Below are 23,800 nucleotides of genomic sequence, written 5' to 3' on the forward strand. Positions count from 1 at the left end.
CGTATCGCCTTCCATCACTGCCGATGCGTCGTTCGCCGCATCGGATCACGCCATCAGATCACACAGCGCGCGGCACGATTTCGCAGCGCGCGAATCGCGCTGTACGCCGTGAGCGCCGACGTTTTCGGATTGTCCGGCAGCGGTTTGCCCGACATTTCGAGCGACATCTCGCCGAACACGCCGCGCGCCACGATGCGGTGCACGTTGCGCTCGACCGCCGGATCGGCGATCAGACGCACCGTCGTGTTGTCGAGGCCGAGGCCCGCGAGCGCGATGGTCGCCGCCACATTGGCGTTCTTCGGAAAGAGCCGCGCCGCTTCGCGCGCGCTGCCTTCGAAGATCACCTGCTCTTTCGTGAGCGCACGCAGATCGCAGACCTTTTCCGCCGGCGTATCGAGCCAGCCCAGCGGCGGCTTGCGGCCCGTGTACAGCACTTCGTCGAGGCCACCGAGCTTGGCAGCCGAGAGCGCGTCGATGCCGCCAATCGCGCCCGAGAGCAGCGTGACCGTCGCGTCGCCTTCGTCCGCCGCGAGCGACAGACGTTCGAGCAGGTCGACGTCGGACAGCGCGCCGATCGACGCGACCGCGCAATCGGTGCCGCTTTGCAGCAGCGGCACGACGTGATCGACCAGCGCTGCGTGGCCCGCGCATTCGAGCGCGAAATGCGGCTTCGTCGACAGACGATCCACCGACGACACCACTTCCACCGAACCGTCCACCTGTGCGCGCACGGCGTCGGCGTGATGCTCGGGCACGATCACGTGCGAGACATGCACGAGCGGATCGGCGGCGACCGCGTGATAAACGGTCTGGCCAATCGCGCCGAAACCGATCATCGCGATATCGATGGGCGCATGCATGGCGTGGCCCGCGCGACCGTTAGGCGTGCTGTGCATCTTGCGGCTCCTCTTTGCGCACCGGCGGGCCGGCGAACACGGCTTCGAAGCTGCCGACCGACTTCATGTCGACTTCGAGCAGCACCGGGCCGTCGAACGCGATGCCTTCGCGGATCACGTCGTCGGCGTTATCGAGCGACGAGAGACGGAAATGCTTGAGGCCCAGGCTCGCGCAGAACTGCGAGAACTCCGGCTGGTGCAGATCGACGAACATGCGGCGGCCGCCGTACTGCGCGTCCTGAATGTTGCGGATCACGCCGTAGCACTGGTCGTTCATCAGCACGATCATGACGTTGGCCTTTTCCTGCACGGCCGTCGCGAGTTCGCCCACGTTGACCATCAGGCCGCCGTCGCCGACGAGGCAGACGGTCTTCGAAGCGGCGTTCGCAAGCGCCGCGCCGATCGCCATCTGCATGCCCTGGCCGATGCCGCCGCCCAGTGCGTGCACGCCCGCGCGCGGCGTGAAGATCTTCAGCAGGCGGTTGCCCCACGTGCTGTTCGAGATCGTGACGTCGCGCACCCAGTTGTAGTCGCGGCCCACGCCGCGTTGCAGCGCTTCGACGAGACGGCGATACGGGCCGAGACCCTTGGCCGTTTCGCTCACGGCGGTTTCGCGCGCGGCGGCGAGATCGGCGGCGAATTGCGGATCGACCTTGAGCTTGCCTTCGAGGCGCGTGGCGAGTGCGTCGAGCACGCGCGCGGCGTCGCCGTGCACGAAGAGTTCGTTGCGATAGCCGCGGTTATCGGCGAGCGCGTCGGCGTCGATACGATAGAGCGGCTGCGGCAGACCGAGCTTGTACTTGAGCGTTTCGTTGCCGCGCAGGCGCGAGCCCACCACCAGCATCGCATCGCAAGTCTTGTAGAGGCGCTCGACCGACGGGCTCACATTGAACGCGCCGAGCGACGCCGGATGATCTTCGGGCAGCACGCCGCGACCCTGCACGCTCGTCACCACGCCGAAGCCCAGCGCCACCAGACGCTCGACCGCGCTGCGCGCGTGACGCGTGCCGCCGCCGAGCCACAGCAGCGGACGCTTCGCCTTCGAGAGCGCGTTCGCCAGTTGTTCGACGCGCGCTTCGTCGTGCGTGAGCGTCGTGAGATGCGGCGCGGCCAGATCGGCGGGCCATTCGGTCAGCGCAGCCTGAATGTCGATCGGAATCTCGACGCTCACGGGGCCGCTCGGCGCCGTTTGCGCGACGCGCACGGCTTCGCGGATCGTCGGCAGTGCGGTTTCGACCGAGCGCACGCGATACGCGGCCTTCGAGATCGACGAGAGCATCGTCAATTGATCGGGTGCTTCGTGAATGTACGCGAGGTCCTGATCGAGATATTCGGTTTCGATCTGGCCGGTGATGTGCAGCAGCGCCGTGCCTGCCGTGAGCGCTTCGACCATCGCGCCCGCTGCGTTGCCCGCCGCCGTGCCCGTGCTCGTGAACGCCACGCCGAGGCCGCCCGAGACGCGCGCGAGGCCGTCGGCCATGTTGACCGCGCCCGCTTCGCCGCGCGCGCCGACATAGCGGATGTTGCCGCGCACGCCGATGGCGTCGAGGATCGGCATGTTGTGAATCGAAATCACGCCGAACGCGGTTTGAACGCCGCATTGTTCGAGGAAGGCGGCGATCAGTTCGCCGACGGTGGTTTTATTAGACATGACGTGCAACGCCTCCAGATACATCGATATGACTGCCCGTCGTATAGGACGACAGGGACGTGGCCAGATAAAACAGGGCTTGCGCGGCTTCTTCGGGGCGACCGAAGCGGCCGAGCGGAATGTGTTTCTTGCGCGCGAGTTCGCCGGTCCAGTCCTGCCAGCTTTGACCGGCGGCCTGCGCGGCGGCGTCGTTCTCGTAGCGGCGGCGCCACTGGCCCGACTCGACGATGCCGATCAGGATCGAGTTCACGCGGATCTGCTCGGGCGCGAGTTCGACCGCGAGCGACTTGATGAGACTGAGCACGCCCGCGCGCGCCGACGAAGTCGCCACCATATGCGGCTCGGGTTGCAGCGCGAGCAGCGAGTTCACGCAGACGATCGACGCGTTTTGCCCTTGTTTTGCGGTGCTTTTCAGCATCGGCAGAAACGCGCGGGTCGGACGGATGATGCTGAAGTACTTGAGGTCGAGTTCTTCGCGCCACGCTTCGTCGGTGGTGTCCGCGAAGGTCGAGACGCGGCCCTGGCCTGCGTTGTTGACGAGCATGTCGGCGCGGCCGAAGCGCTGTTCGACGGCGCTCGCGAACGCGGCGACGTCGTTCGCGTCGAGCACGTCGCAACGCGCGGCCAGCAGTTGCGCCTGCGGATGGCGCTCGCGCAGTTCGCGTTCGGCGCGCGCGAGGCGGTCGCTGTCACGGCCGCAGATCGCGACCGAGGCGCCTGCCTGCAAAAAGAGTTCGGCGGTTGCGAGGCCGATGCCGGACGAACCGCCCGTGACCACCGCGACCTGGCCGCGCAAATCGAGTTGAATCATTTGATCCCCAGTGCCTTCATGTACGACGTTTTCTTGCTGCCCGCAGCCTGCGAAGACTGACCGCGGTAATTGAGGCGCTTCGACAGTTCATCGGCTGCGTGGCGCACCTTGTCGATCAAGCCGTTGTCGAGCAGCGAGGTGTCGATGCCCGGACGCGGAATCGTGGTCGTCACCACGGCGGCGATGCCGCCCGTGTCGTTGCGCACGGGCGCCGACACCACCGAGATGCCGCGCTCGAACGACGACTCGCTCACGGCATAGCCGCGTTCGGCGTCTTCGCGAATGCGTTCAAACAGTTCTTCGACCGTGTCCGGCGTCGAGGGCGTGAAGCGTTCGAGCTGCGGCTCGGGATAGAGCGCGCGCAGGTCGTCGAGCGTGAGATCGCCCATCAGCACCTGGCCGTGCGTGGTGGCGTGCGCGGGCAGACGCGTGCCCACGTTCACCTTCACCGAGCTGAAGATCGGCGCGTGGCTTTGCGCCTTCGCGACGAACACGATGTCGCGTCCGTCGCGGATCACGATGTGCGTGGTGAGGCCGGTGGCGTCGCGCAGCGCTTCGATCAGCGGCAGGCCGAGATCGGTCAGTTCGAGCGAGCTTAGATATTCGAAGCCGAGGCGCAGCACGGCTACGCCCAGGCGATAGTTGCGATCGCGGTCGGCGCGTTCGAGAAAGCCGAGCGATTCGAGCGTCTGCAACAGACGGAACACCGTCGTGCGCGGAATGCCGAGGCGGCGCGACAGTTCGGGCGCGTCGAGCACCGGCTCGCGCGGCGAGAATTCGGTGAGAATGCGCAGCCCCCGTTCCAGACCCGGCACGCGATAGCTGGTGTCGTTGCGGTCTTCGTCGGCGTCGGGGGACGCGCTGGCGAGGTCGGGTGTCATTCTTTAAGGGTTCCTTAATGTGCGCGGCAAAAGGCGTCGAGCAACGCGCTGTACGCAGCCGGTTGTTCGATATAGCCCGCGTGGCCCGCGCGCGGCACGGTCTGAAACGGCGCCTGCGCGACTTGCGCGAGCCGTTCGCAGGCGGGCGGCGGCGTGATGGTGTCGTCGGCGCCGACGGCCACGGCCATCGGCACGCTATTCACGCAGCGCGCGAGGTCGGCGGCGAGGTCGGCGTTCGCGAGCAGATGCGTGGCCTGCGCGTAACCGTGAGGGATCACGCGCGCCATGTTCCAGCGCACCCACGCGCGCGCGGCGTCGTCGGCGTGCGCGGACAGCATGTTGGCGCTGCGCTTTTCGGCGAGCCCTTGCGGGCCGAGTTCGGCGAGCATGGCGAGGCGCGCGTCGCGCTTGTCGGCGCGCACTTGCGGGTCCGCCGCGCCATAACCGCCGGCGGGAGAAATCAGCAGCAGACCGCTCACACGCTGCGGATGCGCCGCGGCGAACGCGCCCGCGATGATCGCGCCGAGCGAATGGCCGACCAGCACGCAGCGCGCGATGCCGAGCGCGTCGAGCCAGTCCGCCAGCACCTGCGCGTAATCGGCGGCGAGCGGCGACGCGCTCGCGACCGGCGTGGACGCGCCGTAACCGGGCGCGTCCCAGGCGAGCACGCGACGGCTCGCGCCCAGCGTTTCCATCTGCTGCACCCACGAAGCCGCGCCCGAACCGATGCCATGCAGCAGGACGAGCGGCAGCGCCTCGTTGCCGTCTTCACTGCCTGCGCCCGGCGCTTCGCGATAGCTCACGACGGCCTCGCCCGCTTGCGCGTGGCGCGGCGCAAAGCGCGCGAGCCGCGTGTCGAGCGTGGCGGCTGATGAGGCGTCGGTGAGCATCGCGTCGTTCATGGTTTCGGTGTTGGCTTGCAACTTCGGTTCGCAACTTCGTCAGGTGTACAGATTGATCGCTTGTTTACTTCTGTTCGCGCTTGATCTTCGCGAGCGGCGAATCGGGCGGATACGTCGGCGTGATCGGCTTCGACGAACCGAGCATCACGCACATCAGCGCATCTTCCTCGCCGATGTTGATTTCCGTGCGATACACGCCCGGCGGCACCGAGATCAGGTCGCGCTCGCCGAGCACGGCTTCCCACGTTTCGCCGTCCTTCTCGCAGATCACCTTCATCTTGCCGCGCAGCACGAAGAAGATTTCTTCGACGTCGATATGGATATGGCTCGGGCCGATGTTGCCGGCCGGGATCACCATCGTCGAGAACGTGAAGCCGCCCGACGGCACGGTGTTGCTGTCCTTCGACACGCCGGTGCCGCCCGTGCCCACGTAGCGCATTTGCGCGCGGCGGTACTTCGGGTCGTAGTCGGCCTGGAACTTCAGCGCGTCCCAGTCGTAGCGGCGCGTTTCATAGCGCGCCACGCGGCTGTTCATCCAGTCATCAAAACTCGCTTCGGCGGGACGGTCCCACGACTTGCGCTCGAGATCGGCATCGGCCATCGTTTTCTCCTTGGGTTCTTTCAAACGTTCTCGCGAACGGATAGTCAACTCGTCGATATCAATTCATCACGAAGCCGCCGTTCACGGGCAGCAACTGCCCGGTCACGAAACGCGCGGCGTCGGTCAGCAAAAACAGCACGGGGCCGGTCACGTCCTCGGGAACCTGGGCGCGTTGCAGCGCACGGCCGTCGAGGTAGAACGCGTGGCGCTCGGCCGGCACGTAAGCGGTGGCTTCCACTTCGGTGAGGCCCGGCGCGATGGCGTTGACGGTGATGCCCTGCGCGCCGAATTCGCGCGCGAGCGAGTGCGTCATCGCGATCACGGCGCCCTTGCTGGCCACGTAGGCGAGCAGCTTGGGCGCGCCCCACAGCGCGGTGTCCGAAGCGATATTGACGATCGCGCCCCGGCCCGACTCCGCGAGAAAGCGCTGCGCCGCCGTGCACATGAGCCAGGTGCCGCGCACGTTCACGTCCATCACGGCGTCCCACGTCGGCACGCTGATTTCATGCGCGAACTTGCCGCCTGAGTTCGTGATGGCCGCGTTGTTGATGAGCGCGTCGATGCCGCCCATGCGCTGCGCCGCGCCTTCGACGAAGGCCGCGATGCTCTCGGGCTGCGCAAGATCGAGCGCCGCGAACGCGACGTCGTGACCTTGCGCCGCGAGCGATTGCGCGAGCGCTTCGCCCGCTTCGTGCAGCACGTCGCCGAACACGACGCGCGCACCGGCTGCCGCGAGCGTCGTGACGAACGCCGCGCCGAGTCCGCGCGCGCCGCCCGTGACGATCACGCGACGGCCCGCGAGCGCGCCTTGTGTCGCGCTTTGTGTCGCGCTTTGTGCCGATGGGCCGGACTCACGCATGGCTGTGGCTCTCGGCTTGCGCGTCGGCGGGCTGCTGCGCGCGGAACGCTTCGAGATCGGCGAAATGCTGCTGCGCGCGCTGGCGCAGCATGCGGCGCACGCGCGTCATGCCCACGTCGTGCTGATAGAGGAATTCCTGATCGCGCGCGTTCGGCGCCATGCTTTCGAGCACGTAGCGGTCTTGTTCGAGCACGGCCCAATGCAGACCTTCGAGGCGGTTGCGATACATGAAGCGCCATGCGTCGCGCTGCCAGCCCTGCACCTTGCGCGTGCGCCAGAAGTACACCTGGCAGTTGTCCGCGTCGACGGGCACCGCGAAGCCGATGATGCCGAAGTTGCCGCCCGGGCCGAACTTCTTCTTGTACGGAATTTCCAGACGCATCCACAGGCAGCCGGTTTCGCCCAGTTCGACCCAGTCGAAGTTGACGTCGCGCTGGCCGACCTTTTCGAACACGAGGCCCGAGTCGGTTTTGCGCACGCGCATGTCGGCCTGCTTGTCGCCTTCGGCCATCGAGTGCGACGTGGCGTGCAGATACGCGCCGTGCATCGGGTCCATGACGTTGTCGATCGCGTACTGGTAATTGCACTTCCAGTTCGACATGCACAGGAAGCTCGCGTATTCCTCGCCCACGAGTTCTTCCGGCAGTTGCAGCGGCGCGGGTTCCTTGTGCGCGTCGTCGCCGAACCACAGGAACACGGCGCCTGCATGCTCTTGCGCCGGGTACGACTTCACGCACTTCTGGCCTTCGAGCGGGCACGCCGACACGGCCGGCACGCTCTGCACGGTGCCGCTGCCGTCGACTTCGATGCCGTGATACCAGCACGCCACGCGGTTGCCCAGATTCCAGCCGAGCGACAGGCGCGCGCCACGGTGCGGGCAGCGATCTTCGAGTGCGTGGACCTGGCCGTCCTGATCGCGCCACAGCACGATCTGTTCGCCGAGGCGCGTGATGCCGATGGGCGCGTTACCGACTTGCCAGCTCGGCGCGACGGGATACCAGTAGTTCTTGATGCCGCGGTCGAGATAGGCGCGGATCGGATCGGCGCTCGCTGCGGTTTCGGTCGTGGGGGACGTCATGATGAGGACTCCGTATTCTTGTTGGCCCGACGCGCGCTTATTCGGCGAGCAGACGGAATTCGGCGGCGAGGCGTTCCGCGTTCCAGGCCGCGCCTTCGGGCGTGCGCAAACCGATGCGGTTCAAACCGGCGACCACGTCGTCGAGTTCGGTGGCGCCCGCTTCGAAGACTTGTTCGAGCGCGTCGCCGAAGTCGTTTTCGTATTGGGTCGGCTCGGCCTTGCGGTTTTGCCAGATCATGTTTTCGGTCTGGCCCGGCTGCTCGATCACGCCTTTACCGGCGACGTTATTGGGTTGCGGCGCGACCCAGGGCTTGAGCATCGGATTGAAATTCACAGGGACTTCACGCATGTCATTCCACCTTGATCTGGATTTCTTCACCGGCGAGACGCACGGCGTATTGCTTCAGCGCGCGGCCGCCCGGGCCTTTGATGCACTCGCCGCTCTTGATGTCGAACACGGCTTCGTGCAGCGGGCATTCCACCGTGCCTTCGTCGACGAAACCTTGCGTCAGCAGCGCGTACGCGTGCGGGCAGACGTTTTCGAGCGCGTAGACCTCGTCGCCCACCTTGTAGATGCCGATTTCAGTGCCGTCGAGCTTGTACTCGATCGGCGCGTCTTCGGTCAGATCGCCGGCATGCCCGGCACAGCGCCATTGTTCAGCCATTTCTCACCTTTCCTGAAGCAACCGTGTTCCATACGCGGAACAGTAGTTTATGTATGGTCATTATAGAAGTCTGGCCGGGAGGAAAAAATAAAAATCCAGCGCTCCTGGGGAAAACACTGAGCCTGTCTTCAAAAGGGTCGGCCAAGCACTCGTCGAGGACGCCGAAACAGTTGCCAAAACGCTTACGGTGCAAGTGCTTAGGTATCGAGGACGGGTTTGTCCACGCTTGCCCACCCAGGGGAACCACTCTCCCGAAAAAGTATTTTGGCGTCTCGTGCAAGTCTCTATACTTTCCATAGGCAGCACGCTTGTCCATAGGTGAAACATACGACGGACAAAAAAGAAAAGCAAAGCGGCCATCGCATCGAGGGGTTGGGTCTAGCGGTTCCGGACAGGCTTTCAAGGCCATTTCACCGGAGCCGGTCATTCGTCTTACGATCAGGAGTCCAAAGTTGAAGCACTTCATTGCCGCGGGGTTGACGGGTCTGTGCGCCGTCTCGTCTGCATGGGCGCAAAGCAGCGTCACGCTATACGGCAGCCTGGATGCCGGTGTGGCCTACGTCAGCAACGTGGGGGGCCATTCGAAGTGGATGGAAGAACAGGGCAACATGCAGCCCGACCGCTGGGGCCTGCGCGGCCAGGAAGATCTGGGCGACGGCCTCAAGGCGATCTTCCAGCTTGAAAACGGCTTCTATACGAACACGGGCGCGATGGCGAAGGCCAACACGCTGTTCAATCGCCAGGCTTATGTGGGGCTAAGCTCGGACCGCTTCGGCACGCTCACGCTCGGCAACCAGACGCCGTTCGCGTTCGACGTGCTCGATCCGTTCAGCACCGCGTATCTCGCGGCGAGCTGGTACGCGTTCCATCCGGGCAATATCGATCAGCTCGCGGATACCGGCGTGGTGCCCTACAACAATTCGGTGAAATACCGCTCGCCGAACTGGTACGGCTTCACAGCGGGCGCGATGCTCGGCTTCGGCAACACCACGAACTTTTCGACCGGCCGCACGATGGGCTTTTCGATTAGTTATGCGAATGGTCCGTTCAAGGCCGGCGCAACGTGGTCGAACGAGCATGACCGCTCGGTGTCGATGTCGACTACGGGCATCACCACGTTCCAGGGCCAGGCCGCCGCAAGCTATATCGCCGACAAGGTCGAGAACATGGGCATCGGCGCGTCGTATTCGTTCGGCAAGGTGCTCGTGCACGGTCTGTATACGCGCACGAAGCTGCAATCGAACGGCTATTCCGACACCTTCCAGAGCTACGACGCAGGCGCGAACTATCAGCTCACAACGGCGAACTCGATCGTGGGCGGCGCGGCCACCACGACGCTCTCGGGCCGCCGCTGGACGCAGCTGATGATCGGCGATGTCTATGCGCTCTCGAAGAGTACGCAGGTCTATGTGAACGCGCTCTACGAGCACGCGAACTCGGAAGCGCAGGCCGCGTTCTTCACGGCGGGCGTGTCGAGCGGCCGCAATCAGACGATCGTGCTCACGGGCATCCATCACTCGTTCTGATGCGGTGATCCGCGAGTAGTACGAAAAGAGCACGAAAAAAGCACGAAAAAAGCGCGCCGCTTTACACGGCGCGCTTTTTCGATTCAGGCCTCCAGAACCGACTCAGCCCGCGTGCACGCTGCGGCCCTGCGCGGCTTGCGCCGCCGTGGGATCGCCCGGCAGCGGACGATAGTTCAGACGCGCCGACAAATCCAGCGCCGCCGCGCACACCGCCGTGACGAGCGGCGCGCGTTCGGCCTCGCTGCCGATATCGGAGCGCGGCACCGTGGCCGTCAGCGCCGCAACGATGCGGCTCGACTGGTCGCGCACCGGCGCACTCACCACCGAAATCCCCGTTTCGAACGACCCTTCGCTGAGCGCATAACCCTGCTCCGCGAATTCGCGCACGCGCGCGTAGAGGTCGGCGACCGTAGCGGGCGTGCGGTCCGTATAGCGTTCGAGCTGCTTCTCGGGATAGAGCCCGCGCAGTTCGGTGAGCGAGAGATCGCCCATCAGCACCTGGCCGTGCACGGTCGCATGCGCGGGCAGGCGCGTGCCCACATGCACCTTCACCGAGCTGAACATCGGCTCGCGCGTTTGCGCCTTGGCGACGAACACCACATCGCGTCCGTCGCGGATCAGCAGATGCGTGCTCAGGCCCGTGGCGTCGCGCAGGCGTTCGAGCACCGGCGTGCCGAAATCGGTCAGTTCGAGCGAACTCAGATATTCGAAGCCGAGCCGCAGCACCGCCACGCTCAGGCGATATTGACGGTCGCCGTTCGCGCGTTCGATGAAGCCGAGCGCTTCGAGCGTCTGGAGCAAACGGAACGTGGTGGTGCGCGGAATGCCGATGCGGCGCGACAGTTCGGGCGCGCCCAGCACGGGTTCGCGCGCCGAGAATTCGGTGAGGATGCGCAGGCCGCGTTCGAGGCCCGGCACGAGATAGGTCGAAGCGCCCGCGCCTTCGTCCTCGGCGGGACTGGCCGATTCGGCGTCGGCGAGTTCGTCGAGGGGCGCGTTCTGCGCGGCGGCGCGGGTCCCCTCGGGCGGCGCGGCGCGCTTGCCCGGCGCCGGGCTGCGTCGCGCGGCGCCTGTCGTGTTCTTGGTGGCCATGGGCGGCTGGAATCTGCTGAAGTCGGTCGATGATTGGAGGCAATGATAACGCGAAGCGCCGCCCGGACTTAAAGATCGGCGGTTAAGGCGCCATGCCGCCGCGTCGGATTCATGCCGGAATCGCCCTCCATGCGCGGACGATGCACGGACGATTCGCGGACGATTCGCGCCCGCCAGCGCCGCCATCAGGCGCTGGCCGTGCCCCACAATGTGACCTTGCGGCCTCGCGCCTCAGGTGCGAAACACCGCCACCGCCGAAGCGAGCCGCCGCGCCTGATCCTCCAGCGAAGCCGCCGCAGCCGCGGCCTGCTCGACGAGCGCGGCGTTCTGCTGCGTCACCTGATCCATCTGCGCGACCGCGAGATTCACCTGGTCGATGCCCGTGCTCTGCTCGGTCGCCGCCGACGCAATCTCGCCCATGATCGCGCTCACGCGCCCGATCGCGCCGACGATCTCCTCCATCGTCGTGCCCGAGCGCTCGACCAGCGTCGCGCCGGTTTCCACGCGCGCCGTCGAGGTGTCGATCAGCGACTTGATCTCCTTGGCCGCGCCCGCGCTGCGCTGCGCGAGCGAGCGCACCTCGCCCGCCACGACCGCGAAGCCGCGCCCTTCCTCGCCCGCGCGCGCCGCTTCCACGGCCGCGTTGAGCGCCAGAATATTGGTCTGGAACGCGATGCCCTCGATCACGCCGACGATCTCGGCGATGCGCCGCGAGTCGTCGACGATGTTCTGCATCGTGCCCACCACCTCGCGCGCGAGTTCGCCGCCGCGCGCCGCGAGCCCGGACGCGCCGTGCGCGAGCGAGCTGGCTTCCTGCGCGTTGCCCGCCGTCTGCTTGACCGTCGACGTCAGCTGCTCGATGCTGGCCGCCGTCTCTTCGAGCGAGGCGGCCTGCTCCTCGGTGCGCTGCGACAGATCGGTGTTGCCCGCGGCGATTTCGCTCACGCCCGTGTCGATCGATTCCGCGCCCGCGCGCACCGTGCTCACCATCGTCACGAGCGCCGCCTGCATCCGCTGCAAGGCCGCCGAGAGCTTGCCCATCTCGTTGCGGCTCGCGATCGCCACCGCCGCGCTCAGGTCGCCCGCCGCGATGCGCTCGAACTGCGCGACGGCCGCATCCACCGGATGCACGATCGCGCGCATCAGCGCCGCGCGGCCGAGCCACGCGCACAGCAGCGCGAACACCATGCCGACGCCGACCGCGATGCTCACGGCCTTGAAGCGCGTCTGCGCGTCGCGATAGCGCTGCGCGCCGTGGTCGATCTGACGCTGTTCGAGCGCGAGCATCGCCTTTTCGAAACCGTTGTAGAGCGCGGGCAGCTTGTGCGCCTGCAATTCCTGGAACGCCGTGCGGTCGCCGCCCTTGAGCGCCGCGAGCGCCGGATCGACGCCCGCGTGCAGGAAGGTGTTGCGCTTGTCCTGCATCTCGGCGATCAGGCGGCGCTCCTCGTCGTCGTGGCTGGCCAGCGACAGATAGTGATCGAGCCGATCGTTGGAAATCTTGAGGTAGGTGTCGAAGCGCTTGAGCACGGCGTTCGCGCCGTTCTGGTCGCCGAGATCGGCCAGCGAGGCGTAGGTGGCGAGCGCGAGCCGCAGCCGCAAGAGCTGGCCCGCGCTGCCTTCGAGGTCGGCCACGGCGGGGGTGTCCACCGTATACATATCCTGCATCGCGTCGTTGCCCGCGCGCATCGACAGTAGCCCGGCCGCGGCGCCGATCACCAGCACCACGCCGAAAAACGCCACCATCAGGGTCAGACTCGCGCGTATCGAAAGCTTGTTGAGCATTCTGGTCTCCTGGAACGCGGCGCGAAAGCGCGATGCGCGGCGTTCCCTCTGTTCAGCCGTCGCCGGGAAGGTGGCGACGGACGGATCGTCCGCCCTGTCGCGAAGCGTGCGCGGGCGGCTCTATTCGGGTTGGTGTAGTCTCGATGCGGCTTTTTTAGGCTTCAAAACGGGTCAACGGCAGCGCGCTGCAAAAACTTTAGGCATGTGCTTAATGCATCGCGGCGCGGGGCCGACCGTGCGCCGACGTGATGCCAACGCGATGCCGACGTCAGGCCGATCCCGGCCCGCGCCGCCCCTGCTCTACAATCCTCCACTTGCGCCCGCCTCGCCGCCTGTCACTCGCCGCTTGTCGCTCACAATTCGTCACGCGCGACGCGCGCGGCCGGGCCGCCTCCGAACGAACGCCGTACACATCACGCCCCCATGCGCCTCCTCCACACCTCAGACTGGCATCTGGGCCAGAACTTCATGGGCAAGAGCCGCCAGTCCGAGCATCAGCAGCTCATCGACTGGCTGGTCGCCCAGGTCGACGCCCACGCCGTCGACGCCGTCCTGATCGCGGGCGATATCTTCGATACCGGCACGCCGCCGAGCTATGCGCGCGAACTCTATAGCCAGCTCGTCGTGCGCCTGCACGCCGCCGGCGTGACGCTGCTCCTGCTGGGCGGCAATCACGATTCCGTGGCGACGCTGCGCGAAAGCCGCGCGCTGCTGGAGCGCCTGTCCGCCCATGTCGTGCCGCACGCCGACGCGCCGCAGAACCAGGTGCGCGTGCTGCCCCTGCGCGGCGCCGCCAACGAACCGGGCTGCGTGGTCTGCGCGATTCCGTTCATCCGCGCGCGCGACGTGATGCAGGGCGAAACCGGCCAGAGCGCCGAGCAAAAGCAGCAGTCGCTGCAACTCGCGATCCAGGCCTATTACCAGGCTGTGTTCGCCGCCGCCGAGTCCCAACGCGCGCAACTCGCCGCCGAACTCGGCCGCCCGGTCCCGCTGATCGCCACCGGCCATCTGACCACCGTGGGCGCGAGCGCGAGCGAATCGGTGCGCGAAATCTACGTGGGCGCGCTCGACGCGTTCCCGACCAGCGCGTTTCCGCCCGTCGATTACATCGCGCTCGGGCACATTCATCGTCCGCAGAAAGTGGGCGGCCTGGAGCACATCCGCTACAGCGGTTCGCCGATCGCGCTGAGCTTCGACGAAGCCACGCAGCGCAAGGAAGTGCTGCTCGTCGACATCGGCGCGAACGGCCTGGAAGCCGTCACGCCGCTCGCCGTGCCCGTGTTCCAGACGCTGATCGCGCTGCGCGGCAACCTGAAGACGCTGCCCGCCGCACTCGCCGACGCCGCGCGCGACGCCACGCCCGAGCGCCCCGCATGGCTCGAAGTGACCGTGGCCGAGGACGACTATCTCGCCGACCTCCCCGCGCGCATCCAGGCGATGACCGACGATCTGCCCGTGGAAGTGCTGCGGATTCGCCGCGAACGCGGCAACGCCGCCGCGCAACTGCACGCCGACGCGGGCGTGACGCTCGACGAACTCGATCCGCTCGACGTGTTCGCGCGCCGCCTCGCCCACGAAACGCTCGACGACGATCTGCGCGCCGCGCTCACCGACCGCTACAAGCACATCCTCGCCGCCATGCAGGCCACGCCGGAGGACGACGCATGAAAATCCGCAGCCTGCGACTCAAAAATCTCAACTCGCTGAAGGGCGAGTGGCGCATCGACTTCACCCAGCCGCCGTTCTCGGAGAACGGCCTGTTCGCGATCACCGGTCCGACCGGCGCGGGCAAATCGACGCTGCTCGACGCGATCTGCCTCGCGCTCTATCACGAGACGCCGCGCCTGAAGACCGTGTCGGCGTCGGCGAACGACATCATGACGCGCCACACCGCCGACTGCCTCGCGGAAGTGGTGTTCGAAGTGAAAGGCGCGGTTTACCGTGCGTTCTGGAGTCAGCGCCGCGCGCGCGACAAGGTCGACGGCGCGCTGCAACAGCCGCGCGTCGAACTCGCGACCGTCGAAAACGAAGACGGCAGCGGCACGATCCTCACGCAGCACATCAACGAGAAACTGCGGCGCGTCGAAGAAATCACGCGGCTCGATTTCCCGCGCTTCACGCGCTCGATGCTGCTCGCGCAAGGCGGCTTCGCGGCCTTTCTGAACGCCAACGCGAACGACCGCGCCGAACTGCTCGAAGAACTCACGGGCACCGAAATCTACGGCGAAATCTCGCGTCAGGTGTACGAGCGCGCGGGCGCGGCGCGCGACGCGCTCAAGCAGTTGCGCGCACGCGCCGACGGCATGGAATTGCTGACGCCCGAACAGCGCACGTCGATGGAGCAGGAAATCGCCGCGCTCGCGGGGCAGTCGAACGCGCTCGCGACGCAGACGAAAACGCTGCACGCTCAGCGCCAATGGCGACGCGATCTGGCCCAGGCGCAAGCCGACGCGCAGGCGGCGCAAACGCGGCTCGCGAGCGCGAGCGCCGCGTTCGACGCCGCCGCGCCCGAACTCGCACGCCTCGCCGCGAGCGAACCCGCCGAAGCGCTGCGTCCGGTTTATCAGCACGCGCAGCAGACCGACAGCGCCTGCAAGCAGACCGATGCCGATCTCGCCGCGTCGCGCCGCCATCGCACCGAGCAACTGGCGGCGCAGCGCCGTCAATATGGCGCGACCGCCGCGCTGGCCGCGCGCATCGCGCGCGACGCCGAGCGCCGTCTCGCGCAACTCGACGCGGAAAAGCAGCACCTCGATCGATACTGCAACGCGAACGCAACGCACGCGCAACTGGGCGAGCGCATCGGCGCGTGGCGCGAGCAGTTCGAACAACGCGCGCGCCGTCATGCAGATAGTCAGGCGCGCGAAACGCAGCATGCGAACTTGCAAAAGCAACTCGCCGACGGTCACGCGCAGCGCGAACAGCACGGCAAGACGCTCGCCGATTGCACGCGCGCGAAAGTCGAATCGGATACGCAACTCCAAACGTTGAGCGCGGCGCAAACCACGCGTCTCGCGGGGCAGACGCTCGCCCAGGTGCGCGACGCGTCGCAAACGGCGCAGCGCGCGGTCGAGCGCCGGGCGCAACTGCAAACGCTCGCGGAGCGCCGCCGCCGTCTCGCGGCGGAAACCGCGACGCTCGCCGCCAGTCTCGCGCGCAGCGACAGCGAGATCGCCGCGCAAGACCATGCGCTCGTCGCGCTGCAACGCGCGCATGCCGAACTCCAGGCGCGCGCCGCCGACAAGCAGACGCTGCTCGAACAGGAGCAGGTGATCCGCAGTCTCTCGCAGCATCGCGACGCCTTGCAGCCCGGCGAGGCGTGTCCGCTGTGCGGTTCGCATGAGCATCCGGCCATCGCGGCGTATCGCGCGCTCGATGTGTCGGCGACGCACAGCGCGCTGCAAGCGATCCGCGTCGATGTTCAGGTATCCGAACAATCGTTGCGCGGCGCGGCGGAGAAACTGTCCGCGCTGCGCGCGACGCAGGCGCAGCAGCGCGCGCAACACGACACGCTCGCGGCCCGCGACACGCAGGATCGCGCGGACTGGAACGCACTGACCGAAGCCCTCGCCTCGCCGGTCGCGCTGAATACCGACGCCTGGCAAGACGCCGACGCGCTCACGCAAGCGCGCGACGCCGCCGCGCAATCGGCCCAACAGGTCCGCCAGCATCTGCACGACGCCGAACGCGCTGAAGAAGCGCTCGCCCTCGCGCGCGAAGCGAACACGCGCTGTGTGCAAGCGCTGCAAGCGGCGCAGGCGCGCGGCGAATTGCTGGAGCAGTCGCTCAAGAGCGTGCAGGAACGCCGCGCGGAAATCGAACGCGAACTCGCGGCCTTGCGCGTGCGTATCGAAGAAGAAGCCCAAGCGCTGCTCGAATCGATGCAGATGGGCGGGACAGGCGGCATGGCGCTCGCCGCACTACCCGACGATCCTCTCGCGTGGCTGCAAACGCGCGAAAGCGAATGGCGCGAGTGGCAGGACACGCAGCGTCGCATGCAGACGCTCGCGGAATCGCTCGTGCATGAACGTGCGCAGGGCGAAACCGCGCACGCGCAACTTCAATCGTGGCGCGAGCGCTGCGCCGCGATCGGCGCGGAAGTCGCGCAAGCGGCGCACAACGTGCCGATGGCTTCGCTATTCGACGACGAAGACGACGCGCCCGACGAAGACTTCGCCACCGCCGCCGCGCGCGCCGACGCGCTCACGCAAACACTCGCGGCGCTCGACGGCCAGGTCGCGCAACTCGAACGCACGCTCGCGCAGCAACGCGACGCCGCAGCGCAAGCGGCGCAGCAGTGGCTCGCCGCGCTCGCAGCCAGCCCGTTCGCGCAGCAGGACGCGTTTCTCGCGGCGCTGCTGCCCGCCGAGGAACGCCAGCGTCTGCACGCGCTCAAGCAACAGCGCGAGCAGGAACGCGAAACGGCCACGGCATTGCTGAACGGCGCGCGCGAAAAACTCACGCGGCTCGAAGCGACCGTGCAAACCGACGCCACGCTCGCCGAACTCGACGCGCAACTCGACAGCGTGGAAAAAGAAAGCGCGACGCTCAACGAACGGCTCGGCCATCAGCGCGGCCTGCTCACGCGCGACGCGCAGCAGCGCGACAGCCAGCGCGCGCTGTTCGCGCAAATCGACGCGCAGACCCAGGACGCCGATCTCTGGCAGCATCTCGAAGCGCTGATCGGCTCCGCGAAGGGCGACAAATTCCGTCGCTTCGCGCAGGGTCTCACGCTCGATCATCTGCTCGCGCTCGCCAATCGTCATCTCGACCGTCTGCACGCGCGCTATCTGCTGCGCCGCAAATCGACGGGCGAGCTTGAACTGGAAATCGTCGACGGCTGGCAGGCGGATGTCACGCGCGACACGCGCACGCTTTCGGGCGGCGAGAGCTTCCTCGTGAGTCTCGCGCTGGCGCTCGCGCTCTCCGATCTCGTCAGCCACAAGACCTCGATCGATTCGCTGTTCCTCGACGAAGGCTTCGGCACGCTCGACGGCGACACGCTGGAAATCGCGCTCGATGCGCTCGATACGCTCAACGCGAGCGGCAAGATGATCGGCGTGATCAGCCACGTCGACAGTCTCAAGGAGCGCATCGCCACGCAGATCCGCGTGGAAAAGGGCGGCGGCATCGGCCACTCGCGGCTGGTGATCTAGCCGCGCGCGACGCGAAAGAACGCAGCGAGGACGAGGAATGCAGCGCGCGTCAGCCCTGCGCTTCCTTGCTCGCGGCGATCTCCCGCATCGGTTCGCCGATCTCGCGTTCGCCGCGCGCCAGGAGCGTCTCGGCCGCGCCGCGAATGTCGCGCGCTTCCTTGTTTTGCGAGAGCTTGCGCTTGCCCGTGAGCCGCGTGATCTCGATCTCGATGCCGACGATCGCCTTGAGCATCGTGTCGAGATAATCGGCGGGCGCATCGCCCATCTTCCACGGCTGCGGCTCGCCCGCTTCGTGCGTGCGCGTGAGGCGCGCGACCACGCCGCGCACGAACTTCTCGTCGTCGCGCACGCGGATGCGGCCATGCGCGTGCACGACCGCGTAATTCCACGTCGGCACCTGCTTGTGGTGTTCGTGCTTGCTCGGATACCACGTCGGCGAAATATAGGCGTCGCCCGCGCGGAAAATCGCGAGCACTTCGTCGCCGTCGGCGACTTCCTGCCAGAGCGGATTCGCGCGCGCGACGTGCGCGTGCAGCGTGCCGAGCGCGCCCTCGCCTGCGAGCAGTTCGAACGGAATGTGATTGGCGTCGAGACCGCTCGCGCCGTGCGTGACCAGCGTGCCGAACGGATGCTGGGCGATGAAGGCGTGCAGCGCCTCGGGGCGCGATTCGTCGAAATGGGCAGGGACGTACATGGGGGCTCCGCGTGGCGCCGACGGCTCAAGCCGCGCGCATCGAACGTCAAAAAACGTATTGTCACGCGAAAACGGCCGACGCTGTAGAGCCAGCGAACACGGCATTCGGGGAACCAGGCATGCGTGCGAACGCATGCGTCCAACTGAAACAATCGATGCGAATCCGCGTGATTCGTTTCGCGTTTTCGATCGATGGCAGCATCGAATCTCCACCTTACGATTGCTTGACTTCGCGAGGCCGCCTCCTATGCTTGAACGATCGCCCATTCACGGCGCATCGCCGCGATGCTGTTAAAGCATCGCCACGCTCGATCAGGGAGACGGACATGGAAACCGGCGACACATTCGCCCAGATTGCCGCGACGATCGAGCGTTTTTTCATCGGCATGCACACGGGCGACCCGCGGCGTCTGCGCGCGGCGTTCGATCCGCACGCACAGCTTTGGGGCTATTACCACGGCGACTTTTATCGCCAGTCGCTCGACGAATGGATCGTGGAAATCGAGGGCATGGGCAAGCCTTCGGAAAACGGCGAGCCCTTCGACATGCGCATCGTCGCCGTGGACGTGACGGGCCGCAGCGCGGCGGTCAAAACGGCCACGCTGTATCAGGGCTTGCGCTTCACGGATTATCTGACGCTGGTGGAATTCGACGACGGCTGGAAGATCGTCAACAAGACTTACCACCACGATTGAGGGCGCAACCTGGCGCTAGTCCTGCGCGTCCACCACTTCCACCTCAACGCCGCGCAGCGCGCGAAACGGTGCGAGCGCCGCGTCGCTCGCGCTCGCGGACGTAATCAGACGCCAGTCGCGCTCGATCGGCGTCCAGTGCTGCTGGCGCGCGCGGCCGAGCTTGTCCGAGTCCGCCAGCACGATCACCTGCGCCGCGCGCCGGATCATGCAGGCCTTGAGCGACGCCTGCTGCGCGCTCGCTTCGCAGAGACCGAATTCGGCCACCACGCCATCGGCGCCCAGAAAGGCCGTATCGACGCTCACGCGCGTGAGCAGCAGTTCCGCGAGCGGCCCGAGCGTGCTCATGCTCGAACTGCGCAGATCGCCGCCGAGCAGCGTGACTTCAATGCCGGGCGCGTTCGCGAGCGTCGTGACCGCGAGCAGATTATTGGTGATGACATGCAGATCGCTGCGCGCCAGCAGATGACGCGCGAGCGCCGCGCACGTGGTGCCGCCATCGAGCATGACGGTGTCGCCGTCGCGCACGTGAGCTGCGGCCGCCAGCGCGATGCGCTCCTTCTGCTCGCGCTGCGCCGCCTTGCGTTCCTCAAGCGAGGCCTCGGGCTCGTGCACGCCGACCATCGCCGTCGCGCCGCCATAGGTGCGCACGAGACGGCGCTGCTTGTGCAGCACCGCGAGATCGCGGCGGATCGTGGCCTCCGACACGCCCAGCGCCTCCGTCAACTGTTCGACGTTGGCCTCGCGCGTCTGCACGAGTTCGAGAATGGCGCGGTGACGGTCGGACGCTTTCATTGCTAAAAAGTGAGCTGCGGGAACCCGGCGATCTTACACGATGGCACGTGCGCGCCGGGCCGCGCGGCCCATGTGGGCGACGCGGCGCTTAGCGACTTAACGGCGCTCACTTACCGGCGCTCACTTACCGGCGCTCACTTAACGGCGGTCACTTAACGGCGCTCACTTAACGGCGCGTCGCCAGTTCCGCGCCCTGGCGCAGCGCTTCGAGCATGCTGCCTTCGTCCACGACGCCCTTGCCCGCGATGTCGAACGCGGTGCCGTGATCGACCGAGGTGCGGATCACTTCGAGACCCACGGTCACGTTCACGCCCGCTTCGAGGCCGAGCACCTTCACGGGGCCATGGCCCTGGTCGTGATACATCGCCACGACGAGGTCGAAGTCGCCGCGGCCCGCGCGGAAGAACAGCGTGTCGGCGGGCAGCGGGCCGGTCACGTCGAGACCGCGTTCCTGCAGCAGCTTGACCGCCGGAATGATCTTCTCTTCCTCTTCGCCATAGCCGAACAGGCCGTTTTCGCCCGCGTGCGGATTGATGCCGCACACGCCGATGCGCGGCTTCGCGATGCCCGCCTTCACGAGCGTGGCGTTGCCGCGCTCGATCGTGCGCTGCACGAGGCCCGGTTCGATCTTGCGGATCGCGTCGATGATGCCGATGTGCGTCGTCACGTGAATCACGCGCAGTTGCGGCGCGACCAGCATCATCGAGACTTCGTCGACGCCCGTGAGATGCGCGAGCATTTCCGTGTGACCCGGATACTTGTGGCCGCCCGCGTGCAGCGCTTCCTTGTTCAGCGGCGCGGTGCAGATCGCGTCGATCTGCTTCGCCTGCGCGAGTTCGACGGCGCGCGCGATGTAGCGGTAGGCGGCGTCGCCCGCGAGCGGCGAAAGCTCGCCGAACGGCAGGTCTTCGGGAATCAGTTCGAGGTCGATGACGTCGATCGTGCCGCGCTCGTAACGCGCTTCGGACGGATCGGCGATGCGGCGCACGTCCATGTCGAGCTTGCAGATGACGATGGCGTGCTCAAGCCGACGCGCGTCGCCGATCACGAGCGGACGGCATTGTTCGTAGACCTGCGCGTGCGTCAGGCTCTTGACGACGACTTCGGGGCCGACGCCGGCGGCGTCGCCCATCGTGATGCCGATGACGGGGATATAGGTGCTCATACGTTCCTTGATGGTGCAGTGAGCGCGCCGGCGTCCGGCGCCGTTGGCTCGTGTTTTGTGCTGTTTTGTTCGGTGCTGCGTGCGGTGCTTTGTTCGCTTGCTTCCGTGCTTGCTTGCGTCGCTTCATGCGGCGTGCCGCGCAGATGCAGCCACGCCGCGTACAGCGCCTGTTCGGTGCCGAACGCGCCCGCCTTCGTGACGACGGCAGGCCGGTGCGCGCGCGGCGGCGCATGCGGACGCGCGACGGCCACGCCCGCTTCGATCTCGGCGATCAGGCGCAAACTGCCGATGCCCGCCGCGTCGAGCATCGCGCGCGCGGTCTCGCCGCCCGTCGCGATCAGCCCGGCTGTCTGCGTGAAATGCGGCGCGACAAGCGCCGCGAGCCGCGCGGACAAACGCGCGCCCTCGGCGGGATCGAAGGCGTCGTCGCGGCCGATGCGCAGCAGCAGATCTTCGCCCGCCGCCAGCGTCGCGCCGATGCGCGCGTCCCATTGCGCCCAGTGCGCGTGCGTCTCGCCCGCGCGCAGGACGGCGGGCGGCACGATCAGTTCCGCGAGTCCCGCGCGCTCGCGCAGGACCGCGCATTGGCGCTCGCCGACCGCCGAAAGGCTGCCGACCAGCACCAGAATCGGACCGGCACCGCTGCCGCCGAGATCGCGCGCGGGTGCTTCGCCGATATCGGCTTGCGGTGAAGCGTGCGTCACAGCCTGCGGCGCATCCAGCGTCGCGAGTTCGCGCGCGAGCCCGCCCGAGCCGACCCAGAAGAACGCGCTGTCGAGCGCGAGCGTGGCGCGCGCAAGCTCGCGCAAATCGTCGGCGCTTTGGGCATCGACGATCAGCGCCTGCGCGCCCTCTTCGCCTTCCGCCACGATCAGCGCCACGCGGCGCGCGAGCGCACGCGGGTCGGCGTGCAGCGTCGCGGCGTCGAAGCGCTCGCTGCGCAGGCCCGCCGCCGCCAGCATCACGGCCATGTCGGCGGGACGGTCGGCGTGTTCGAGACGCCAGGTGTCGGTCTGCGCGAGCGGCACGCCGTGCACGAGCAGTGCGCCGTCGCGCACCGTGCGGCCCGTCGCCGGAAACGCAGGCGCGACGATCGCAAGGCCCGCGCGCGCCTGCAAGGCCGCGACTTCGGCGGCCCAGTTGCCGCGCAGCGTCGAATCGATTTTCTTGTAGAGCTTGCGACGGGACGCGGCCGCGCCGCGCAGCGCTTCGAACGCGTGCGCCGTGCGCGCCGCCGCGTCGGCGGGCGTGAGGCGGCGCGTGTCGGTGTCGGCGGCGATCACGTCGGCGTCGCGCGGCGCGTGTTCATCGGCGCCGTCGTTCGCGCTGCCGTTCGCAGCGTCCATCGCGCGCGACGCGTCGAGCGTCACCAGCGTGCGATGGCCCGCGTTGGCGAAACCAATCGCGCAGTCGGCGGCGCCGGACAGATCGTCGGCGATGATCAGCAGCTTCATTGCGCGACCCGTTTCGCGTCGCCGGCGGCGCTGACATCGGCGGACGATGCCTCGCCGCGCTTCGCGAGACGCGCGTTGGCGCGCTTGGCGACCCACGCGGTCAGCACCGGCGAGACGATCGCCGAGACCACCACGGCCGCCGCCACCAGCAGCGTCGCGCTCTGCGCGGCCGGTTCGTAGACCGGATTGGCCGCGGCTACCAGCGCCGGGACCGCCGCCGCGTTGCCCGCGGTGTTCGCCGCCGCCACACCGGCGACGCCCGTGCCGCCGGTCGCGCGATCGGCGAAATACAGCGGAATGCCCGTCACGATCACCACGCCGATGCCGAGCCCGATACCGAGCAGCCCGGCCTGCCAGACCTTGTGCAGATCGAGGCCCGCGCCGAGCGCCAGCGCGAAGAACGGAATCATCACCGGCACGGCGCGCGCGAGGAAGGCGCGCATTTCGCGGTCGAGATTGCCGAGCAGCATGCCCGCGCACAGCGGCAGGATGCTGCCGACCAGGGTCTGCCACGGAAACGCCGAGAGCCCCGCCACGCCGAGCGTGACCATCGTGAGGAACGGGCCCGATTCGAGCGACATGATCGTGTACGCGCCGACGTCTTCCGAGCGGCCGTACTGGCCCATCAGCGCCATGTAGAGGCCGCCGTTGGTGTCGTTCATCGCCGCGATCACGGCCAGCGTGGACAGACCCGCGAACAGGCCCGACGCGATCGGCTGCTCGCCGAGCAGATGTCCCATGACAATGCCGACCAGGATCGCCGCGCCCACCTTGGTCGCGAACAGCGCGCCGCCCTTCTTGAGCAGATAGGGCGTGGCCTTCACGTCGATGCTCGCGCCCATGCACACATAGAACACGGCGAGGATCGGCAGCGCGCCGGTGAACAGCGCGTTCGTGAACGAGCCGAAGAACTTCGGCATGCCGGGGGCGAAGGTCGCGACGAGCGAACCGAGCAGCAGCGGCACGATCATCATGCCGCCGGGAACGCGCTCGATCGAACGCTTGATGGGAATCTGAGCCATGGGGAGTCTCCTCAATGATGATCCGATCGGCGCACGGCTCGGGCCGACGCGCCCGGTTTGAGCGTTTTGATCGGT

General features: G+C 67.2%; 21 protein-coding genes. 4 read left to right on the plus strand and 17 right to left on the minus strand.

The genetic code is table 11. The features are described 5' to 3' along the window. Positions 1-53: 53 nt before the first annotated feature. The 10 genes from LDO54_RS07565 to LDO54_RS07610 form a co-directional block, all read right to left on the minus strand. Positions 54-896: an aspartate dehydrogenase gene (locus LDO54_RS07565; protein WP_224008793.1), complete on the minus strand. Its 843-nt coding sequence runs from the start codon at positions 894-896 to the stop codon at positions 54-56. Further along, entirely contained in the window at positions 880-2,547 is a 1,668-nt protein-coding gene (locus LDO54_RS07570; protein WP_224008795.1) for a thiamine pyrophosphate-binding protein, read from the minus strand. The genes LDO54_RS07565 and LDO54_RS07570 overlap by 17 nt, the downstream gene beginning before the upstream one ends. Further along, positions 2,540-3,358: an SDR family oxidoreductase gene (locus tag LDO54_RS07575; RefSeq protein ID WP_224008797.1), complete on the minus strand. Its 819-nt coding sequence runs from the start codon at positions 3,356-3,358 to the stop codon at positions 2,540-2,542. Before LDO54_RS07575 ends, LDO54_RS07570 begins: the two co-directional genes overlap by 8 nt. Continuing rightward, on the minus strand, positions 3,355-4,239 hold the full coding sequence (locus tag LDO54_RS07580) for an IclR family transcriptional regulator (protein ID WP_224008799.1): 885 nt from the start codon (positions 4,237-4,239) through the stop codon (positions 3,355-3,357). Before LDO54_RS07580 ends, LDO54_RS07575 begins: the two co-directional genes overlap by 4 nt. A 14-nt stretch (positions 4,240-4,253) precedes the next feature. Further along, positions 4,254-5,141 carry an alpha/beta fold hydrolase gene (locus tag LDO54_RS07585; RefSeq protein ID WP_224009059.1) on the minus strand — a complete coding sequence of 296 codons (888 nt, stop codon included), beginning with the start codon at positions 5,139-5,141 and terminating at the stop codon, positions 4,254-4,256. A gap of 64 nt (positions 5,142-5,205) precedes the next feature. Beyond that, positions 5,206-5,742 (minus strand): cupin domain-containing protein, encoded by a 537-nt coding sequence (locus tag LDO54_RS07590; RefSeq protein WP_224008801.1) that lies wholly within the window; start codon positions 5,740-5,742, stop codon positions 5,206-5,208. A 58-nt stretch (positions 5,743-5,800) separates the two neighbouring features. After that, the gene (locus tag LDO54_RS07595) at positions 5,801-6,601 is read right to left on the minus strand and encodes an SDR family oxidoreductase (RefSeq protein ID WP_224008803.1); all 801 of its coding nucleotides are present in this window, start codon (positions 6,599-6,601) and stop codon (positions 5,801-5,803) included. Continuing rightward, positions 6,594-7,679 (minus strand): aromatic ring-hydroxylating dioxygenase subunit alpha, encoded by a 1,086-nt coding sequence (locus LDO54_RS07600; protein ID WP_224008806.1) that lies wholly within the window; start codon positions 7,677-7,679, stop codon positions 6,594-6,596. The genes LDO54_RS07595 and LDO54_RS07600 overlap by 8 nt, the downstream gene beginning before the upstream one ends. 37 nt (positions 7,680-7,716) lie before the next feature. Continuing rightward, positions 7,717-8,028 carry a recombinase-like helix-turn-helix domain-containing protein gene (locus tag LDO54_RS07605; protein WP_224008808.1) on the minus strand — a complete coding sequence of 104 codons (312 nt, stop codon included), beginning with the start codon at positions 8,026-8,028 and terminating at the stop codon, positions 7,717-7,719. 1 nt (position 8,029) lies between these two features. Further along, the gene (locus LDO54_RS07610) at positions 8,030-8,344 is read right to left on the minus strand and encodes a non-heme iron oxygenase ferredoxin subunit (RefSeq protein WP_065057802.1); all 315 of its coding nucleotides are present in this window, start codon (positions 8,342-8,344) and stop codon (positions 8,030-8,032) included. Between the two features lie 452 nt (positions 8,345-8,796). Here LDO54_RS07610 and LDO54_RS07615 point away from each other — a divergent pair, with 452 nt between their 5' ends. Further along, positions 8,797-9,870: a porin gene (locus LDO54_RS07615; protein ID WP_224008809.1), complete on the plus strand. Its 1,074-nt coding sequence runs from the start codon at positions 8,797-8,799 to the stop codon at positions 9,868-9,870. A 102-nt stretch (positions 9,871-9,972) separates the two neighbouring features. On the opposite strand, the gene LDO54_RS07620 is transcribed toward LDO54_RS07615, so the two are convergent. Continuing rightward, positions 9,973-10,962, minus strand: coding sequence for an IclR family transcriptional regulator (locus LDO54_RS07620; protein WP_224008811.1), 990 nt, complete (start codon positions 10,960-10,962; stop codon positions 9,973-9,975). Positions 10,963-11,193: 231 nt separating this feature from the next. Further along, positions 11,194-12,747 (minus strand): methyl-accepting chemotaxis protein, encoded by a 1,554-nt coding sequence (locus tag LDO54_RS07625; RefSeq protein ID WP_224008813.1) that lies wholly within the window; start codon positions 12,745-12,747, stop codon positions 11,194-11,196. 423 nt (positions 12,748-13,170) lie between these two features. Between LDO54_RS07625 and sbcD the strand changes: the two genes are divergently transcribed. Both sbcD and LDO54_RS07635 read left to right on the plus strand, forming a co-directional pair. Further along, positions 13,171-14,415, plus strand: coding sequence for an exonuclease subunit SbcD (gene sbcD, locus LDO54_RS07630; protein WP_224008815.1), 1,245 nt, complete (start codon positions 13,171-13,173; stop codon positions 14,413-14,415). Continuing rightward, on the plus strand, positions 14,412-17,903 hold the full coding sequence (locus LDO54_RS07635) for an AAA family ATPase (protein ID WP_224008817.1): 3,492 nt from the start codon (positions 14,412-14,414) through the stop codon (positions 17,901-17,903). The genes sbcD and LDO54_RS07635 overlap by 4 nt, the downstream gene beginning before the upstream one ends. Before the next feature lie 49 nt (positions 17,904-17,952). Here LDO54_RS07635 and LDO54_RS07640 read toward each other — a convergent pair whose 3' ends face one another. Next, positions 17,953-18,597 (minus strand): FMN-binding negative transcriptional regulator, encoded by a 645-nt coding sequence (locus LDO54_RS07640; RefSeq protein WP_224008819.1) that lies wholly within the window; start codon positions 18,595-18,597, stop codon positions 17,953-17,955. Positions 18,598-18,923: 326 nt separating this feature from the next. Between LDO54_RS07640 and LDO54_RS07645 the strand changes: the two genes are divergently transcribed. Then, positions 18,924-19,292, plus strand: coding sequence for a nuclear transport factor 2 family protein (locus tag LDO54_RS07645; RefSeq protein WP_224008821.1), 369 nt, complete (start codon positions 18,924-18,926; stop codon positions 19,290-19,292). A gap of 15 nt (positions 19,293-19,307) precedes the next feature. On the opposite strand, the gene LDO54_RS07650 is transcribed toward LDO54_RS07645, so the two are convergent. The 4 genes from LDO54_RS07650 to LDO54_RS07665 form a co-directional block, all read right to left on the minus strand. Further along, entirely contained in the window at positions 19,308-20,084 is a 777-nt protein-coding gene (locus LDO54_RS07650) for a DeoR/GlpR family DNA-binding transcription regulator (RefSeq protein WP_224008823.1), read from the minus strand. 166 nt (positions 20,085-20,250) lie between these two features. After that, positions 20,251-21,249, minus strand: coding sequence for a 4-hydroxythreonine-4-phosphate dehydrogenase PdxA (gene pdxA / locus LDO54_RS07655; protein ID WP_224008825.1), 999 nt, complete (start codon positions 21,247-21,249; stop codon positions 20,251-20,253). Next, positions 21,246-22,703, minus strand: a complete 1,458-nt coding sequence (locus LDO54_RS07660; protein WP_224008827.1) for a four-carbon acid sugar kinase family protein — start codon at positions 22,701-22,703, stop codon at positions 21,246-21,248. The genes pdxA and LDO54_RS07660 overlap by 4 nt, the downstream gene beginning before the upstream one ends. Beyond that, entirely contained in the window at positions 22,700-23,725 is a 1,026-nt protein-coding gene (locus LDO54_RS07665) for a 2-keto-3-deoxygluconate permease (RefSeq protein WP_224008829.1), read from the minus strand. Before LDO54_RS07665 ends, LDO54_RS07660 begins: the two co-directional genes overlap by 4 nt. Positions 23,726-23,800 lie beyond the last annotated feature (75 nt).

It is taken from the genome of Paraburkholderia tropica, from assembly GCF_914484835.1.
Taxonomy (GTDB): Bacteria; Pseudomonadota; Gammaproteobacteria; order Burkholderiales; family Burkholderiaceae; genus Paraburkholderia; species Paraburkholderia tropica_A.

Bases quoted from the DNA above. Each gene is read 5' to 3' on its own strand.
- LDO54_RS07565 (WP_224008793.1), bottom strand. From the start codon at position 896: ATGCACAGCACGCCTAACGGTCGCGCGGGCCACGCCATGCATGCGCCC.
- LDO54_RS07570 (WP_224008795.1), bottom strand. From the start codon at position 2,547: ATGTCTAATAAAACCACCGTCGGCGAACTGATCGCCGCCTTCCTCGAA.
- LDO54_RS07575 (WP_224008797.1), bottom strand. From the start codon at position 3,358: ATGATTCAACTCGATTTGCGCGGCCAGGTCGCGGTGGTCACGGGCGGT.
- LDO54_RS07580 (WP_224008799.1), bottom strand. From the start codon at position 4,239: ATGACACCCGACCTCGCCAGCGCGTCCCCCGACGCCGACGAAGACCGC.
- LDO54_RS07585 (WP_224009059.1), bottom strand. From the start codon at position 5,141: ATGAACGACGCGATGCTCACCGACGCCTCATCAGCCGCCACGCTCGAC.
- LDO54_RS07590 (WP_224008801.1), bottom strand. From the start codon at position 5,742: ATGGCCGATGCCGATCTCGAGCGCAAGTCGTGGGACCGTCCCGCCGAA.
- LDO54_RS07595 (WP_224008803.1), bottom strand. From the start codon at position 6,601: ATGCGTGAGTCCGGCCCATCGGCACAAAGCGCGACACAAAGCGCGACA.
- LDO54_RS07600 (WP_224008806.1), bottom strand. From the start codon at position 7,679: ATGACGTCCCCCACGACCGAAACCGCAGCGAGCGCCGATCCGATCCGC.
- LDO54_RS07605 (WP_224008808.1), bottom strand. From the start codon at position 8,028: ATGCGTGAAGTCCCTGTGAATTTCAATCCGATGCTCAAGCCCTGGGTC.
- LDO54_RS07610 (WP_065057802.1), bottom strand. From the start codon at position 8,344: ATGGCTGAACAATGGCGCTGTGCCGGGCATGCCGGCGATCTGACCGAA.
- LDO54_RS07620 (WP_224008811.1), bottom strand. From the start codon at position 10,962: ATGGCCACCAAGAACACGACAGGCGCCGCGCGACGCAGCCCGGCGCCG.
- LDO54_RS07625 (WP_224008813.1), bottom strand. From the start codon at position 12,747: ATGCTCAACAAGCTTTCGATACGCGCGAGTCTGACCCTGATGGTGGCG.
- sbcD (WP_224008815.1), top strand. From the start codon at position 13,171: ATGCGCCTCCTCCACACCTCAGACTGGCATCTGGGCCAGAACTTCATG.
- LDO54_RS07635 (WP_224008817.1), top strand. From the start codon at position 14,412: ATGAAAATCCGCAGCCTGCGACTCAAAAATCTCAACTCGCTGAAGGGC.
- LDO54_RS07640 (WP_224008819.1), bottom strand. From the start codon at position 18,597: ATGTACGTCCCTGCCCATTTCGACGAATCGCGCCCCGAGGCGCTGCAC.
- LDO54_RS07645 (WP_224008821.1), top strand. From the start codon at position 18,924: ATGGAAACCGGCGACACATTCGCCCAGATTGCCGCGACGATCGAGCGT.
- LDO54_RS07650 (WP_224008823.1), bottom strand. From the start codon at position 20,084: ATGAAAGCGTCCGACCGTCACCGCGCCATTCTCGAACTCGTGCAGACG.
- pdxA (WP_224008825.1), bottom strand. From the start codon at position 21,249: ATGAGCACCTATATCCCCGTCATCGGCATCACGATGGGCGACGCCGCC.
- LDO54_RS07660 (WP_224008827.1), bottom strand. From the start codon at position 22,703: ATGAAGCTGCTGATCATCGCCGACGATCTGTCCGGCGCCGCCGACTGC.
- LDO54_RS07665 (WP_224008829.1), bottom strand. From the start codon at position 23,725: ATGGCTCAGATTCCCATCAAGCGTTCGATCGAGCGCGTTCCCGGCGGC.